This window comes from Psychrobacillus sp. Z16_25 (genome assembly GCF_056856695.1).
The window spans coordinates 81597-98684 of sequence record NZ_JBXEOV010000002.1 but is presented as its reverse complement, the minus strand read 5'-3'; the positions used below and the strand labels follow the sequence as shown (position 1 = coordinate 98684).

14 protein-coding genes are annotated in these 17088 nt (G+C 38.7%); 3 read left to right on the top strand and 11 right to left on the bottom strand.

Going from position 1 to position 17088, the window contains the following annotated elements; translation table 11 throughout:
* Positions 1–8: 8 nt before the first annotated feature.
* From AC1VU3_RS03060 to AC1VU3_RS03050, 3 genes are all read right to left on the bottom strand, one after another.
* A complete protein-coding gene (locus AC1VU3_RS03060) occupies positions 9–2813 on the bottom strand; it encodes a 2-oxoglutarate dehydrogenase E1 component (protein ID WP_482982711.1) in 2805 nt (934 codons plus the stop codon).
* 256 nt (positions 2814–3069) lie between these two features.
* The gene (locus AC1VU3_RS03055; protein WP_482982710.1) at positions 3070–4434 is read right to left on the bottom strand and encodes a sensor histidine kinase; all 1365 of its coding nucleotides are present in this window, start codon (positions 4432–4434) and stop codon (positions 3070–3072) included.
* Positions 4431–5102, bottom strand: a complete 672-nt coding sequence (locus AC1VU3_RS03050; protein WP_482982709.1) for a response regulator transcription factor — start codon at positions 5100–5102, stop codon at positions 4431–4433. Before AC1VU3_RS03050 ends, AC1VU3_RS03055 begins: the two co-directional genes overlap by 4 nt.
* Positions 5103–5658: 556 nt before the next feature.
* Here AC1VU3_RS03050 and AC1VU3_RS03045 point away from each other — a divergent pair.
* Positions 5659–6207 (top strand): GNAT family N-acetyltransferase, encoded by a 549-nt coding sequence (locus AC1VU3_RS03045; protein ID WP_482982708.1) that lies wholly within the window; start codon positions 5659–5661, stop codon positions 6205–6207.
* Between the two features lie 711 nt (positions 6208–6918).
* On the opposite strand, the gene AC1VU3_RS03040 is transcribed toward AC1VU3_RS03045, so the two are convergent.
* Complete coding sequence (locus tag AC1VU3_RS03040) at positions 6919–7995, bottom strand: undecaprenyldiphospho-muramoylpentapeptide beta-N-acetylglucosaminyltransferase (RefSeq protein ID WP_482982707.1); 1077 nt, start codon at positions 7993–7995, stop codon at positions 6919–6921.
* A gap of 44 nt (positions 7996–8039) precedes the next feature.
* Here AC1VU3_RS03040 and AC1VU3_RS03035 point away from each other — a divergent pair, with 44 nt between their 5' ends.
* Complete coding sequence (locus AC1VU3_RS03035) at positions 8040–9407, top strand: MATE family efflux transporter (protein ID WP_482982706.1); 1368 nt, start codon at positions 8040–8042, stop codon at positions 9405–9407.
* A 233-nt stretch (positions 9408–9640) separates the two neighbouring features.
* Here the strand turns inward: AC1VU3_RS03035 and AC1VU3_RS03030 are convergent, their stop codons facing one another.
* From AC1VU3_RS03030 to AC1VU3_RS03010, 5 genes are all read right to left on the bottom strand, one after another.
* A complete protein-coding gene (locus tag AC1VU3_RS03030) occupies positions 9641–9895 on the bottom strand; it encodes a hypothetical protein (protein ID WP_482982705.1) in 255 nt (84 codons plus the stop codon).
* Positions 9892–10782 (bottom strand): CobW family GTP-binding protein, encoded by an 891-nt coding sequence (locus tag AC1VU3_RS03025; protein WP_482982704.1) that lies wholly within the window; start codon positions 10780–10782, stop codon positions 9892–9894. The genes AC1VU3_RS03030 and AC1VU3_RS03025 overlap by 4 nt, the downstream gene beginning before the upstream one ends.
* Positions 10783–11002: 220 nt before the next feature.
* Complete coding sequence (locus tag AC1VU3_RS03020; protein ID WP_480387833.1) at positions 11003–12484, bottom strand: lmo1851 family serine protease; 1482 nt, start codon at positions 12482–12484, stop codon at positions 11003–11005.
* Between the two features lie 84 nt (positions 12485–12568).
* Positions 12569–13273 carry a purine-nucleoside phosphorylase gene (deoD, locus tag AC1VU3_RS03015; protein WP_480387832.1) on the bottom strand — a complete coding sequence of 235 codons (705 nt, stop codon included), beginning with the start codon at positions 13271–13273 and terminating at the stop codon, positions 12569–12571.
* A 74-nt stretch (positions 13274–13347) separates the two neighbouring features.
* Entirely contained in the window at positions 13348–13569 is a 222-nt protein-coding gene (locus tag AC1VU3_RS03010) for a YozE family protein (RefSeq protein WP_480387831.1), read from the bottom strand.
* Positions 13570–13686: 117 nt separating this feature from the next.
* Here AC1VU3_RS03010 and AC1VU3_RS03005 point away from each other — a divergent pair, with 117 nt between their 5' ends.
* Positions 13687–15507, top strand: a complete 1821-nt coding sequence (locus tag AC1VU3_RS03005; RefSeq protein ID WP_482982703.1) for a methyl-accepting chemotaxis protein — start codon at positions 13687–13689, stop codon at positions 15505–15507.
* 643 nt (positions 15508–16150) lie between these two features.
* Here AC1VU3_RS03005 and msrB read toward each other — a convergent pair.
* A complete protein-coding gene (gene msrB, locus AC1VU3_RS03000; RefSeq protein WP_482982702.1) occupies positions 16151–16561 on the bottom strand; it encodes a peptide-methionine (R)-S-oxide reductase MsrB in 411 nt (136 codons plus the stop codon).
* Positions 16551–17081 carry a peptide-methionine (S)-S-oxide reductase MsrA gene (gene msrA, locus AC1VU3_RS02995; protein WP_482982701.1) on the bottom strand — a complete coding sequence of 177 codons (531 nt, stop codon included), beginning with the start codon at positions 17079–17081 and terminating at the stop codon, positions 16551–16553. The genes msrB and msrA overlap by 11 nt, the downstream gene beginning before the upstream one ends.
* Positions 17082–17088: the final 7 nt, after the last annotated feature.

Genomic DNA, 17088 nt, shown 5'->3' with positions numbered 1-17088 from the left:
ATGCTTTCTTACAAGCTCTTTAAAGCTTCTTCAATAATTCTAGTTTGTTCAACTTTGAACGTATCTCCATCGCCTTCAGCAGTACTTGCACGAGCTACACGTCCCACGTAGGCAATGTCTTTGTCTTTTGCTAGCTCTAACAGATATGGAAGAGCAAAATTCCAAGACCCTTGGTTTTGTGGCTCTTCTTGTGCCCATACAAGCTGCTTCACGTTTGGATAACGTTCAATAATTGCTTGGATTTTTTCTGTTGGGAAAGGATACAGCTGTTCAATGCGAACAATATGCATGAACTCGAAGCCTGCTCCGTCCTTCACTTTATCAGCTAAATCGATTGCAAGCTTACCACTCGCAAATACAATTTTCTCGACCTTTTCAACCTCTTGGCCTAAGCCTGGCTGTTCTATTACTGTTTCAAACTTACCTTGTGCTAGTTCGCCAACTTCAGCACCAACTAATGGGTGGCGTAGTAGTGACTTAGGTGAAACAATGATTAGTGGTCGAATTGCTTCATCATTTAACATTTTAGCTTGTCTTCTAAGGATATGGAAATAGTTAGCTGCACTTGATAAGTTTGCTACTGTCCAGTTATTCTCAGCCGCTAGCTGTAGATAACGCTCTAATCTAGCACTTGTATGCTCTGCCCCTTGCCCTTCTGAAGCATGCGGTAATAACATTACTAAGCCAGATTTTAGACCCCATTTTGCACGAGCTGAGCTGATGAAATTATCAAACATAACCTGTGCCATGTTTGCAAAATCACCGTATTGTGCTTCCCAGATAGCTAATGTATTGCTATCTTCTAAGTTATATCCAAATTCATAACCAAGAACAGCTGTTTCTGTTAATGGGCTATTGTATACAGCAAAGGATGCTTTGGAATCAGAAATGCTGTGTATCGGGATTAATTGCTCCCCAGTCTTTTCATCGTGCAACACAAGATGTCTATGTGAGAATGTACCACGTTGAGCATCTTGACCAGTTAAACGAACAGATTGACCGTCTTGGATAATGGTTGCGAAAGCTAATGTTTCCGCATGCCCCCAATCAATTTTCCCTTTTCCTTTAAACGGTTCCTCACGACGTTTAAGGATCTTCTCTAGCTTTTTAAACGGAGTAAACTCAGAAGGCCATGTCAATAGCTCTTCATTTATTTTTTCCAGTCTTTCTTTCGCTACCCCTGTTTCTGTCTCAGGCATACCTTGAAGAACTACTTCTGGAATCACGATGTCATGAGCAGTTGTTTGAGGTAATTCCTTCACACGATCATACGCAGCTTGCATTTTACTAAACACAGCTTGATCGAGCTTTTGAACTTCCTCGGCTGGAAGAATATTTTCATTTGCCAGTTTTTCTCCGTACAACTTACGAACAGTAGGATGCTTATGCACTAGCTGATACATTTTCGGGTTTGTCACCATTGGCTCATCCATTTCGTTATGACCATAGCGGCGATATCCTAATAGATCAATGACAACATCTTTTCCGAATTGCTTACGATATCCATATGCGAGCTTCGCTACTCCAAGAACAGCCTCTGGATCATCTGCATTCACATGGAATACTGGAACCTCAAAGCCCTTAGCAGGATCAGAAGAATAGAAGGTTGAACGTGAATCGTAATGCTCCGTTGTAAAACCAATCATATTATTCGCAATAATGTGGATAGAACCGCCCGTTTGGAAACCACGTACTCGACTATAGTTCAGTACCTCCGTAACAATACCTTGTCCTGGGAATGCAGCATCTCCATGAACTAGGATGGCAAATGCAGCATTTTTGTCTTGCACAGGATAGCCTGGTGCATCCGTTTTCTCTTGTGCCGCTCTTATTTGACCAGTTACAACTGGACTAATTACCTCTAAATGAGATGGGTTATAAGCAAGCTTAATAGTTAAGCCAGATTTACTATGATAGGATCCACCTTTATGGTATTTCACGTCACCATACCAACCCTCAGAAGTTTCTAAAGAACCATCCTTAGGCAAGAAGGAATCAGATTGTACATGTGCAAATTCTGCAAACATCATTTCATATGGCTTATTTAACACATGTGTTAAGACGTTCAAACGTCCTCTGTGTGCCATACCAATGTTTAATTGTTTTGTATTAGATTTATCTGCTTGACGTACTAACTCATCTATTAATACTACTAGCGTATCTAAACCTTCAACAGAGAAGCGTTTAGCTCCAACAAATGTACGGTGAATAAATTTTTCAAAACCTTCAACGTGTGTAAGACGCTCCAATAAAGTCATTTTCTGATCTTTTGAAAGGCTATCTACTACTTGCCCTCCTTCAATCTGACTTTGAAGCCAATTTCTTTCCTCGGTGCTAACAAGATGGGAAAATTCAAAAGCGATTTTATTTGTATAAGCTGCTTTTAAATGCTCAATTGCTTCTAAACCATTTGTAACGCCAGAAGGAGGATTCGTTAATAGAAATGCAACCGGCACTTCTCGAAGGTCTTCCTCCGTTAAGCTATAGGTTTTTGGGTTAATTCTAGCGTCATCTTTTGGTCCGTTATTTAACGGATAAATATCTGCAGTTAAATGGCCATACGCACGAATAGCATCTGCAAGCTGAATCGCACGGACAACCTTCTCAAATTTATTCGTTTCAACTACTGGCAGCGAACTTACTGAATCTGATGCTGCTACACCTTCTACAGTTGGCGCTCCGTATTGGCTAAATAAACTAGCTAACTCAGAGTCGACCTCATCTGGAGTTTGGAGAAATAGTTCGTATTGCTCCATGACATAGCCAAGGTTTGGTCCTGAAAAGGAGGACCAAGGTGATTGCTTGTTCGACATTTTAGAAATACCTCCAACATTTTATGCCTACTGGCATTTAATGATAAATAAAACAAAAATTGCATAACGGAAAGATTACGAATAAATTGATAAATAATTCACACTTATAGTTTACCATTCTTTCTTGATGTCCGAAAGATAGCACGCTGATAAGATTTTTCCACTTCCATCTTACTACTCTCGGAGAAAATTACAATGCTTTTTCACAAATTTACTAACACTTTTTATAATTTTTATAATCAATTTTTATGAATGTTTATTCAATTGTTAAATTCGGGAATTTAATGTCAAATTTTGTTCCATTTTCGGAGCTGCTAGCGTATATATTCCCTTTATATGCATGCACAAGCCGTTGGACGATGCTAAGGCCCAATCCAGAACCACCTTTTGCTTTTGTCCTTGCTTCTTCCACGGTAAAGAATCGATCGAAGATTTTGTCTAATAGCGGCTCTGGAATCCCTATCCCGTTATCCATTATGGATATATGCGACTCTCCTGGCAAGTTTCGGGCTTTTATACTAATTAACGGTTCTTTATCATTATATTTGATACTATTATCGATAAGATTACTAACGATTTGGATTAAAACTGTCTTTGGCACCGAAACAAACACAGCCGTATTTTCTTCATAGCTGATAGTAGTATTTGGTGCTAGTGTTTTATAGAGCTTGATCTGCTCGTCCACCACTTCCTTCACCGATGTTTGCACCGTGTAATCAGTTTGTTCATTCTTAGCTAGCTTTAACATCTCTTCTATGAGAGTTTTCATTCTTTTCACTTCTTCCAATGAGATATCCAGTGATTCATCCAGTACTGCTGGATCACTTTTTCCCCATCGGTTTAATAAAGCGAGATGGCCTTCTACTACTTGAATAGGGGTTCTTAGCTCATGAGAGACATTATGAATAAATTCATCTTGTCTCGTGATAGTCTCTGACACTTGGTCCATCAGTTCCTTATAAAGTACAAGGATTTCACCTATCTCATCAGAAGGAACATCATCAAAGTGAACTCTCTTTAAAAATTTATGCTCCTTAGCCTCTACCATTTCATCTCGTAAATCCTGTAAAGGCTTCAATAAAAAGCTTGAGAGGGAATAACCAATGAATGCAGAGACGAATAAGGCTACTAATGCGAAGACAGTCATAGAAATGAACATATAATCCATTAATTCCTCAAAATCCTCCAAGCTGTGGGAAATTTCCACATAGCCAGTAAACAAACCAAAATCAATTGGTGATGTCTTCGTATAAAATGCTTGTCCGTTAATTTTCCCTCGCGCAAACTCCTCCGACTTTTGAAAGCTTGCAAAAGGACTTGCATCATTGATTCTTAAAATCTCAATTCCATCCGAATTTAAAATCCGGACAGATTGTTCCTGGTTTAATAACTGATTTAGAAGCGTTTTGTTACCCTGAATATCTTGAAGAGAGATGATGGGTCCTCGGGATTCAAGAAACATCACTACCTCATTTAGTGTGTTCTGTGCTGTGTTCCTTTCGGCATTTAACAGCCAGGCTTGTAAGGAAAAATATAAGATAATGCACATTACTAAAAAGCTGAGAAAGATAGAAATCGCTGAGGAAACAGTCCACTTCTTTTGGATAGTCCATTTTTTCATTTGCGCATCACGTACCCTACACCCCTAACCGTTTCAATAAGCACCGCAACTTCCAGAGGTAGCTTCTTCCGCAAGTGTCTTATGTAAACGTCCACCACATTTGTTTCAACCTCTGTTTCATATCCCCAAACGTTCTCAAGAATTAAGTCTCTGGTTAACACTCTATTTATGTTAGACATGAATAACACCAATAAATCGAACTCTGTTTTTGTCAGCTCGATATCTTTGTTCTGATAGCTTACTCGGTAGGCATCCTTATCCACTTGAAGTTCTTTAATTTCTAGAACCTCTCCCTTGTCAAAGGTATCTACCCTTCTTAATACTGCACGTATTCTTGCTAGTAGTTCTTCAATAGCAAACGGCTTTACAACATAATCATCTGCACCAGCCTCTAAGCCAGATACTCGATCGATAATGGCATCTCTTGCGGTTATAAGGATAATTGGCGTGTTCTTTTGATTCCTTACCCTCCTGCATATTTCCATCCCATTTAAGTGGGGAAGCATGACGTCTACCAGTAATAAATCAAACTCACTAGAAAGGGCTAGTCCAGCCCCGGTTCTCCCATCGTGGGTAACCGTTACATCAAATCCCTCATGTTTAAGCTCTAGCTCAATAAATTTTGCAATATTCACTTCGTCCTCAATGACTAAAATATGACGTTTCACTTGGACACTTCCTTTTACAAATCAAATTCATCTGGTGATGAATGAAACTAATAATTATTATGTAGACTTTGTTTCATTAGTTTTTCCTGTAACAAGCTCTTTCATCCAGCAATGTGGCAATCTTGCTTCTTAGATACAAATATCTGTTAAAACTCCGAAAAGAGTTTCTTTTATAGATTACTTGAAAAAAGATTGTATTTTTTAAAAGGGTTAGATATAATCCTAGAAATAGCAACAAAAAGCTTGTGGCTTAGCCTTTTTTTCATCATATGAATAATTTGTGAAACATACAAGTATATTAATTCAAAACAGGAAGAATTATAGTATTTTTTACTTTTCAAATTGATAAAAACAAAGTATATTATTTTATGCAAATAATTTTATAAGACAAGGGGAACCTTGTCGTGGGAAGGCAAATGGTGCGCCACCAGTCTTAACTGGTTCTAGTAGGTTCGATTCCTACCCCGAAATTTTTTATGCGATTCTTAGTGAAAAATTTCAGGGGAACCATATGAAAGTCTACTTTCGTATAGGTACTAGATGGAGGCGTTTTTTTGTGTTGAAAAAAAGAGATTTACATGAATGTACTGCATTATATGAGCTAATGGCCGACCCGACTATTCTTTCTTTTGTTCGGCAAAAGGCATATTCTGCAGATGAATATTGGTTCCAAACAAAGCAAATAATCGAAGATGAGCAAGCTGGACTAGTGATTTCCCGAACAATTATCAGTGATTTCGGTCAGCCAATTGGTACCATTAACCTTTTTGATATTCAAGATGGAGCTGGTTTTATGGGTACATGGATAGGCACACCTTTCCAAGGACTTGGCTATAATAAAAAAGCAAAAGAACAATTCTTAGAAGAGCTTTTCTTCGAGTGTAATATTCATACTGTTTATTTACGCATTAAAAAAAATAATATAAAGAGCATTAAGGCTACTGAAAAATTAAGATATGCACTGAAAGCAAATGATTCACATCCCCTTATCTATGAAGCAATCAATAAAAACCAAGAGGCTTTTGACCTCTACTATATACCAAAGGATCTATTCTATTTAACTTTGCTACAGAGCGATGTAGAAGAAGAAGAGCAAGCAATTTAGGAGTGTTTACTGCTACAGAAACTATTATAGGATTTACTAATTGAATAAAAAAATGGTAGGGACAAAAATAGCACTTATGATTCTTAATCTTGATAAGAATCATAAGTGCTTTCTTACTTTTTACGTTTAGGTTCTCCGCTACGTCGGAGGCCAACAGGATGTTGGTCAGGAAAACGTTGTCACACGAAGTGACGTTTTTAGTTTTCCCTCCTTAAGGTAAGCCATAGCCGAACGCTACGCGTGCCGTTGCTAGGCTTACCAGTCTCCCTCATCCTGTTGGAGTCGGCGACGCTGCTACGAACCAATTATTGTTTACTACTTAAACTAAAAAGTTGATTAATAAATTTTAACGAGATTAGCACCTATGACAAAAGGAATAGTATTAATTTCTTTATTTTTTTAGTCATAGGTTCTTTCTTCACTACGTCAGATGCTTTCAGCAGGCCAACAGGATGTTGGTGAGGAGAACGTTGTCACACGACGTGACATCCTTAGTTTTCCATCCATAAAAATGAGACATAGCCGAACGCTTACGCGTGCTGTTGCTATGTCTCACCTGTCTTGTTCTACCGCAGGAATCGCCGACGCTTTTACGAACTAACAGCCCAAAATCATCAAGAAAGGAATGGTTTGGTCCCTACCACTTCTATAATAGATATCGGCGATAGGCGCTGCTCCTCCAACAATTGCATTGGTACCGTTTCAATACATCTAATTTTTATATGTTAATAAAAGGTCTGTAAACTGTTCTGGGGTTTTAGAGGGAGATGCAGTAAATTGTGCGTCAATAATTGTTTCCTTCTCATCAATCAGTCTATATAAGGATTCAACAAAAGATTTAGGCGTGAGATTTTCCTCTTCTAAAACAATAGCATAATCTTTCTTACTAAAGTAATGTGCGTTAAGCACTTGATCTCCCCGGCTTGCATGTTTAGAAAGCGGAATGAGAAGCATAGGTTTTTTCAACTCTAAAAATTCAAAAATGGAATTTGAGCCTGCCCGGCTAATTACATACTTCGATATCTTTAATAAATGAGGCAGCTCCTTCGTCACATACTCAAAGGCAATATAGTTAGGCGTACCTTCCAATGATTTATCATTATTTCCCATACCACATAAATGAATGATTTGATACCTCTTGGTAAGCTCTGCGATATTTTCTTTTATGGCATCATTGAGTATTTTGGAGCCCTGACTTCCTCCCATGACAATTATCGTTTCCTTTAATGGGCTAAACCCTGTTAGCTCTAATCCAATCTTCTCGTCTCCTTGAAAAAGATCTGGTCTAAGAATAGCACCAATAGAAGTAGACTTTTCTTTTGGAAGATATTTTAGGGTCTCCTCGAAAACTGTAAAAATATGCTCCGCAAAGGTGCCTGCGATTTTATTTGCTAATCCAGGTGTAATATCTGATTCGTGGATGACAACCGGAATATTAGCTAGTCTTGCCGCCATCACGACAGGTACAGAAACAAACCCACCCTTAGAGAATACTAAAGAAGGCTTTACTTTTCTAAGTATTCTTAAAGACTGGAGGGTTCCTTTTAAAACCTTGAAGGGATCCGATATATTTTTCAAAGAAAAGTATCTTCTTAGCTTCCCATTTGAGATAGAATAATATGGGATAGTTGGAAAGCTGTTTTGTATAATGGTTTTTTCAATGCCATCAGGTGAACCTATATAATGGACTTCATATCCCTTTGCAATTAATTCTGGGATGATGGCCTCATTCAGGGATACATGCCCTGCTGTACCTCCACCAGTTAATACAATTGTATTGTTATTCATTCAAGAATCTCCTAACTTTTTATAGCTTAAAGGATGTATGCGAAATGCGAGAAAAGAAAACACTTCGAACAAAAGCCATTTATATGTCTAAAATCGTCTTACCGATTTTAGTGACCCAGGTAGCACTTTATTTAATGACCTTTTTTGATATTTTAATGACTAGTAAATACCATATCGATCATCTAGCCGGTGTTTCTATTGGTTCCTCTATCTGGGTACCAGTTTATACAGGATTAACCGGTATTCTACTTGGTATAACGCCAATTGTAGCACAATTAATCGGCGCGAAAAAGGAGCAAGATGTAAGAGCGTATATACAGCAAGGATTTTATATAGCCTTTTTACTAGCTTTTGTCGTATATGTAGGGATAATCTCTTTAGTGGATTTTTTACTAGTAAAGATGCCTCTTGAAGTTAGTGTACGCTCCGTAGCAAAGAATTATTTATATATGATGACAATCGGTCTTGTTCCTTTATTTTTATACAGTGTCCTTCGTGCCGTCATAGATGCACATGCTAAGACGAGAGTTTCCATGTTTATCACCTTATTATCTGTACCTATTAATATTTTCTTAAATTATATTTTTATTTTTGGTAAGCTTGGTTTCCCTGCAATGGGAGGAATGGGTGCTGGATTAGCATCGGCTTTAACCTATTGGTTCGTTTTGTTTTTTACCATTGTGATATTTCTAAAGGTGAAAGAGTTTCGAAAGATTGATTTATTTAAAAGCTGGCCAAAGCCTTCCCTGGAAAAATGGAAGCGTCTAACGAAAATTGGTATCCCAATTGGCTTGTCGTTATTTGCAGAGACCACTATCTTTTCTGCGGTAACCTTATTGATGAGTGTATATTCTACAGTAGTTATTTCTGCACATCAAATTGCTATGAACTTTACTTCCTTGCTATATATGATTCCATTAAGCATTGCTATGGGGGCAACGATTCTAGTGGGTCGTGAGATTGGTGCAAATAACTATCGAGAGGCAAAAGCATATAGTTGGTTAAGCGTGGGAGCTGCTGTTGCCTTTAGCTTTCTATCAGCATCCATTCTCATTGTGTTTCGAGAGCCCATTGCATCGCTATATACTGACAACGCACAAGTAGTGTCTTGGACGATTCAATTCTTTTATTTTGCTGCGTTATTCCAGCTTTCTGATGCAATTCAGGCACCTGTACAGGGAGCATTAAGAGGCTATAAAGATGTAAATATTACGTTTATAATGGCAATTATTTCTTACTGGATAATTGGCCTTCCAACGGGATATATACTAGGAACCTATTCCTCTCTTGGTCCCTTCGGTTATTGGGTCGGATTGATTGTCGGACTGACATTAGGAGCTATCACACTTGGCACTCGCTTAATCTTATTGCAAAAAAATAGGTATAAATCGATCAAGGAAATACAGAAATGAAAAAAACCACTTTATAAATAAAGGTTCTAAGTTAATGTAGGAATAGTATTTATTGATTCTTCCATTGATACACCTCTACTTATTGCTTCTAATACAATCGTTTTTTCTGGACGTATTATAAAACTTTAAATAAAGACTGGTAGGGGAACCGAAATTGCTCGAATCCTCTCCAGTCTTATTAATGGTGTTGTTTGACTTTTAATATGCATATAAGAATTGCCTATTTTTTTCGCTCATTTCATTTTTTCATACTCTTCTTGTAGAACAGAAAGAAGCTCCTCCTGCGCCTTCGGTAGAAGCTTTCTGTTAACTACCTTCGATTTTATTAGCGTATATTTCTTTTCTAATGATAATCTCGCCCTTGGGTGCGTATACTCATCTAGCAGCTCTGCTTTTAGTATTTGACGGACCTGTTCCTCACTTTGGATAGTCTGGAGAGATTTTCTATCCTTATAGAGTAACTGGAGGCTAGATATCACATCGCTCATCCCATTACCTCAATTTCATTCACAGCATCACCGATAATGACAATCTGTGGCTCCATTTTTATATATTCAGGTAACCACTGAACCATCCCATATGCATATTGGAATAGAAACGGGTTTTTATGTCCTTTAATTGGCACATACCCCTTTATTCGATAAATAGAATCAGGCAGGTCCTTCACCCATTTCTCGAATTCCATTTGATCAACCGGCTGTTCAAATGTATGGACCCTAGAAGATAAGGTGAGTTGTTTTCCAATAGCAGATTGTTGAACCTCTCCTGCTTGAAAAGTAGCCTCCATCTTTTCTACCACTGAAAGGGGAACTCTACTGTTTGTTGTTTGAATGATAGGTGCATGTGGATTTAATGATTGTAGCTGCATCGTCACAACTGCTGCTTCTGATTCAGATAAGAGATCGATTTTATTAGCAATTAGTAAATGTGCATGCCGTATTTGCTCAAGGAATAGCACTCTTGTTTGTGGTGTCATCTTATCCTTTTCTAACCACCTTTTACAATCCGCAACGGTAATAATTCCTTTCATGTGGAGCTCTTTAGCAAAAAGAGGTGATAACACGGCATCCATTGCTTCTACAGGATGGGCAGCTCCTGTTGTCTCGATTAATAAAACATCAAATTGTTCACCGGCCAGTAATGTCTGTAGCTGAGCCTCCATTTTTTCAGAGCCTGTGCAGCATATACAGCCTTCAAGCATCTCCCTTAGAGGGATATCCTCCTCCACTGCCCTGCTATCAAATGCAAGTTTCCCAAGCTCGTTCATGATGACTGCTGGCTTTAGTCCCTTCTTTTTAAGCTGTTCAATTAACGTAGAAAGTAGAGAGGTTTTCCCACTCCCTAAAAATCCACTTAACAGATATACATCAATCATTCGTTTACACTTATCCTTTCTTATATCCAGTTTCACTTAACACGAATTAAGTACTAGAAAAGGACCCGTCTGAAAAGTTATTTAAAGACGGGTCCTTTTCTACCGCTACAGGAGCTATACTACATAAAGAAGGGGCGCCCATAAGTATTCTACTTATTGGACACCCCTTTTTACTATATTATCAGGGTCTAAGACAGACCATAGCTCTATCCTTTATTGATTATTTCGTCAATAAATCGTTTACAACTTCTACTGCCTTCTCTAACTGAGGATCATCGTTCATGATTTTCTCACGAAGCAAGTTCATTAACAAATTAGTAGAATCGCCAGTAAGCTCACCGGTAACTTCTAATTCATTATCCGCTTGGAATTTCTTTACAGCATCTTGCATTTCTTGATCAAATACAGTGTTAATCTCTCCTACTTCGTATCCCACTGCTTGAAGCATTTCTTTCGCTGCCGAAACTGCTTCCGAGTCAGTATTTAATCGAAGCACATAAGATGGATCAAGAGGAGATAACATTGCATAAGATGGATATTCTACTTTAAAGTCTGGGGAAATTCCCTTCTCATGTATCCAATTGCCATTTGGTGTTAACCATTTCGCAGTTGTCAATTTGAGGTTAGAACCGTCCGGTAAATCATTCACTTGCTGAACAGTGCCTTTACCAAAACTGTTTACTCCAACTAATGGTATGTTCGCAGATTCACTAAGTGCTCCCGCAAGAATTTCAGAGGCAGATGCGCTACCCTCGTCAATCACAACAGCCATCGGAACGTCTACTTGTTTTCCACCAGAAGCATTGGTTTTATCGGTAATACCCTTTTCTTCGATTTGTAGGATTGTTTTCCCTTCCTCCAAGAACAGGGTTGATATATCTATTGCGCTACCAAGAAGTCCGCCTGGATTTTGTCTTACATCCAATACCAGACCCTTCATCCCTTGGCCTTCCATTTCATCAATCGCCTCTAATAGTTCCTCATAGGTATTCGTAGAAAAGCTTGAAATGATAATATGCGCAATACCGTTATCTAACATTTCTGCATAGACTGTCTCAATCGGTATATCATCACGCACGATTGTTATCTCCATCGAAGAATTATCTCCACGTTTTACAGTTAAGGTTACTTCTGTTCCCTTTGGACCTCTTATTAAAAGTACCGCTTCCGAAGCACTGTAGCCTTGGATATCCTTACCGTCTACGGCTAGGATTCTATCATTCGGTAAAATGCCAGCTTTTTCTGCTGGTGAATTTTTAATAGGAGATACAACTGTTATGACGCCGTCAAGTTCTTGTATCTCTGCTCCAATACCTTGAAAGCTGGAGGATATACTATCATTAAATGAAGAAGCCTCTTCTTGATTCATATAATCGGAGTAAGGATCACCCAAAGCATCAATCATTCCATTGATTGCTCCATTTACTACTGATTCAGCATCTATCTCTTCATAGTATTCATTTTGTAGTTTGTCATAAGCTAAATATAGTTTCGCAAACTCTTCTCTTTCATTAGTAGATTGAGGAACTACTTCTACAACCTTTTCATCTCCCCAGGTAAGTGCGATCATCGTTACTCCAGCAGTTACCACTATAAGGGCAAAAATCATTAGCAGAAATACAAATGGCTTCATTTTAATCTGTCTAGAAGCAGGTCTATTTGTAGATGCTAGCTCTTCGCTTTGTTGTTTTTCTTCTTCCAAAACTTTCACCCTTTTCAATTAAAGCTTCTTTTAAAAATAGACCGTCAGTAGATGACAGTCTATTTTTATTGCCCTCCATGAAAATTATTCTTGGATTGCAGCTTCAAGTGCAACCACAATCATGTCATTGAAGGTAGTTTGTCTTTCTTCAGCACTAGTAGCTTCTCCAGTAATAATATGGTCACTAACAGTTAGAACGGATAATGCTTGACGACCATATTTAGCTGCTAAAGTGTATAAAGCTGCAGATTCCATTTCCACTGCTAGCACGCCATAGCTTGCAAGCTTTTCGTTCTGAGCATTTTCGTTATAGAATAAATCCGCAGTGAAAATATTACCCACCTTCAGATTTAAGCCAGCTTCCTTCCCTGCATTGTATGCTTTATAAAGCAAGTCAAAATCTGCAGTTGGTGCGAAGCTTAGGTCATCTAATAATACTTTGTTTAAGGTAGAATCCGAGGAAGCACTTTGCGCAAGGATTACATCTCTTACCTTTACGTCTTTTTGAATAGCACCACAAGTTCCAACACGGATTAGCTTTTGAACATCATATTCATTCATAAGCTCTGTCACATAAATAGAAATAGAGGGTACTCCCATTCCTGTTCCTTGAACAGATATTCTCTTTCCTTTATATGTACCAGTATATCCAAACATGTTTCGAACTTCATTATACTGAGTTACATCCTCTAAGAAAGTTTCTGCAATATATTTTGCTCTTAGTGGGTCTCCAGGAAGTAGAATAGTATCGGCAATATCGCCTTTTTTTGCGTTAATGTGAATACTCATTACATTTAACCTCTTTTCTAAAGTTGTCGTGTTAATAATAACCGTTTTTATCTGTAAATGCAATTCAGAAGTGGTTATTGGATATGTTCTTCATAGAGCCTCCAAATGTCGTCAAATACAGTTGCCGGCATATCTGGATGTGCTAATTCTTCTATATATTTAGAAATCTCCACGAAAGAAGTTTCCGTTTTTGGAAAATCGTGCGTCATAAACATCGCCTCTGCAAAAATTGATTTGCTATCCTCCTTTTGTCCCCCTCTAAATTTTAACGCAAATAAATAAAAGGATTGAACCATTTTTTCCCCTCCTTTAGTCATAAAGACTCCTATAAATTGAAAATTTAGTAGATAAATTATTCCAAAACAAGTAAACTTTAAATATTAAGAAAATACTACACGAAAGGATTGTTCTTTTTGTTATTTAAAAGAAAAAACAGACAAGAGTCAAATAAAAAAGTACATAGGCAAGGCGTAGAAACAAACACGTCACCTAAAAAACAGAAAAGGAAAGAAAAATCTTTCAAGAAAACAACTCTCCTGCATTCTATTCGAGGAAGAGTTATAGTTGCTTTTTCCATGTTAATACTTATATTAGTAGCTATGCTTTTTTTAACATCATCGAAAATGCATCAATTTCAAAATGAACTAGAAGAATACATAAATGTAGGAATTACGGAACAGCTGATGGTAAATGAAATAGCTACTACTTTAGCCCAACTTTCCAACGCTGAGCAGAGTTATATCATAACAGGTAAATCAAATTATAAGACAAGTTATCGGAATTATAAAGACTCTGCTATTACGCAATTAAAAAATCTCCAGAATACCTATAAAAATCGCCCAGAGGAGTTTAAGAAAATAACTTCAATTAGCGAGCATCTAGAGGCATATCTGGCGTATTCGGATCGTGTTATAAACCAAAGAGACACTGTCAGCTTCGAGGCTGCCCAAAAGCTAGTAAATGCAGGCGGTGGAAAGGCTGAAATGAGTAAAATGGATGTCCAGATTGGATCCATGAACGAATTACTTCAAAAGCAGAATGCAGCTAAAATAATACAAATGGAAAATGATAATCAAAACGCATTGATTCTTTTTATCTCACTAACTGCTATCGCGGTGGTTCTAACCTTAATTTTCGGAATATTTTTATTCAATTCTATCGGCAAAAGTACCCAGTCTATTAACCAGTCTATACTGGAAATTGCACAGGCTGGTGGAGATCTAACTAGAAGAGTAAAAGTACGTTCTAAGGACGAATTCGCTGAGATTGCTACCAATACAAATGTTTTAATTGGATCCATCGCAAGCTTAGTGAAAAGAGTTAGCCTCTTGACTGAAAATGTATCCGCAAGCGGTCAACAGCTAATGGCCTCTTCGGATGATACTGCCATCACCATTCAATCGATCGCGGACTCAACAAGTGAGATTGCATCCGGTAGCGAGCAAACAATGGAAAGCATGACAGTAGCAATTAATAAAATGAATTCCTTAGAGGAAGCAACAAGATATTTAAACGAGGATGCACAAACGGTAAAGAAAGCAACCGATCATATGTCCTTAGCTGCAAAAAAAGGAGTAGAATCCGTTCAGCTTTCTTCTAAAGTAATGCTTAATATTGAAGAAACGATGGCTACTACCTCTCAAACTGTGGAGAGCTTAGGAACGAAATCTTATGAAATCACTTCTATCATTAAGACGATTACTTCAATCGCAGAACAAACAAACCTACTTGCTCTTAATGCCGCAATCGAAGCAGCAAGAGCGGGTGAGCATGGGAAAGGATTTGCTGTGGTGGCAGATGAAGTACGAAAGCTTGCCGAGCAATCTCAGAATGCGGCAAAAGAAGTAACCAATATCGTCACTTCCATCCAGCATGAAGTAGTTTCTATCGTGAAACAAAATCACGAAGGTGTTGAAAGTGTTATCAAAGGAGTCGAGGTTGCCAATGAAACAACCAGCTCCCTAGAACAAATCATGAAGCAGACAGAAGAGACTATCACCATTATTGAAAAAATGGTAAGTCAAATTGAACAAACGCTTAACTTCAGCCAAGAGGTTGCGGCATCATTCATCGAAGTAACACAAATCGCAGAAAACACTGCTGCAAACACCGAAACTTCCGCAGCCGCTGCCCAAGAAGGCTCTGCCGCAATGGAAGAAATCAACGCATCCGCCGTAGAGCTTTCCCATCAAGCAGATGAACTAAGAAAAGTGGTAAATGAATTTAAACTATAAGAGAAACGATGAGCTCGCTAAGGGGCTCATCGTTTTTTTATCGCTTGCGTGTTGTGGCGAAAAGAGCCTTTGGGTAAAGGACAGGACGTCGGTTCCGAGCGATAAATACCTTGTTTCGAGCATTAACAACCTATTTCCGAGCAGTAGATACTTCGTTCAGCGCAAAAGGTCCGTGGATTCGAGCAGTAGACTATGCCCCTCCTCAGTTTCGAGGGATACCTCGTCATTTTCGAGAGATAGAATCCATTTTCCGAGCGATTGGGTCCATTTTCCGCGCGATATCTAACTCCTATCGCGGATAGACCATTGGTTTCGATCGATACCTAAAGCCCTTGCCTCCCACCGCTCGATACTGCTCTAGTTCCGCGCGATAGGATCCATTTTCCGCTCGATAGCTAACTCTTATCGCTCGATAGACTGCTGGTTTCGATTGATAGCCCAAGCCCTTGCCTCCCACCGCGCGATAGCCTTCTTTTATCGCATGGTAAAACACATTTACTGATTGATGCCCCCAAACTCGTTTGATAGCATCCTCGACCGGTTAACACGTCTCTACACTTCCTATTTCCTTTAGTGAGTAATTCGCTCGGCTACACAGTACAAAGAAAACACCTCGAGAGCCTAGACTCTCGAGGTAGTTTATTTAAAATAGCTTTAAATATTCGCCGTAGCCTTCTTCTTCAAGCTTATCCTTTGGAATAAAACGCATTGCCGCAGAGTTAATGCAGTAGCGTAAGCCTGTCTCCTCTTTTGGTCCATCTGGGAACACATGTCCAAGGTGGGAATTAGCCGTTTTACTTCTAACCTCTACTCGTCTCATCCCGTGGGAGTCATCAAAGTGTTCTGTTACTTCCTGCGCTTCGATTGGTCTTGTGAAGCTTGGCCAGCCACAGCCTGCATCATACTTATCCTTCGAATGGAAAAGTGGTTTGCCAGAGACGATATCCACGTAGATTCCTTCTTCAAAATGCTGATCATACTCGTTTTGGTAAGGTGGCTCCGTACCATTTTGCTGTGTCACATAATACTGCATTTCTGTTAGCTTATCCTTCATTATGATACCTCCTACTCGCTTCCACAAAGGCTTTTCTTCCAGAGCCTTCGAAATAACGATTATAGTGCATCGGATTTTTCTTATAGTAATCCTGATGGTATTCCTCTGCTTCATAGAAAGTGGAAGCTGGTAAAATCTTCGTCGCTATCTTCCTGTTAAATTTGCCAGATTCCTCTAACGCCTTTTTAGATGCCTCCGCCTTTTCCCTTTGTTCATCAGAATGATAGAAGATGGCTGTTTGATAGGAAGACCCTTTATCAAAAAATTGCCCTTCTTCATCAGTAGGGTCAATGTTCAACCAAAAGATTTCTAATAAACGATCATAGGAGAAGACAGCTGGGTCATAAGTGATTTGAACAGCCTCATAATGGCCGGTTGTTTCTGAACAAACTTGTTCATACGTCGGATTCTCTACATGTCCACCTGTATAGCCTGATACCACTTTCTCAATGCCGTCGTAGGTATCAAATGGCTTTACCATGCACCAAAAGCAGCCGCCAGCAAACGTAGCTAATTCCATGGTAGAT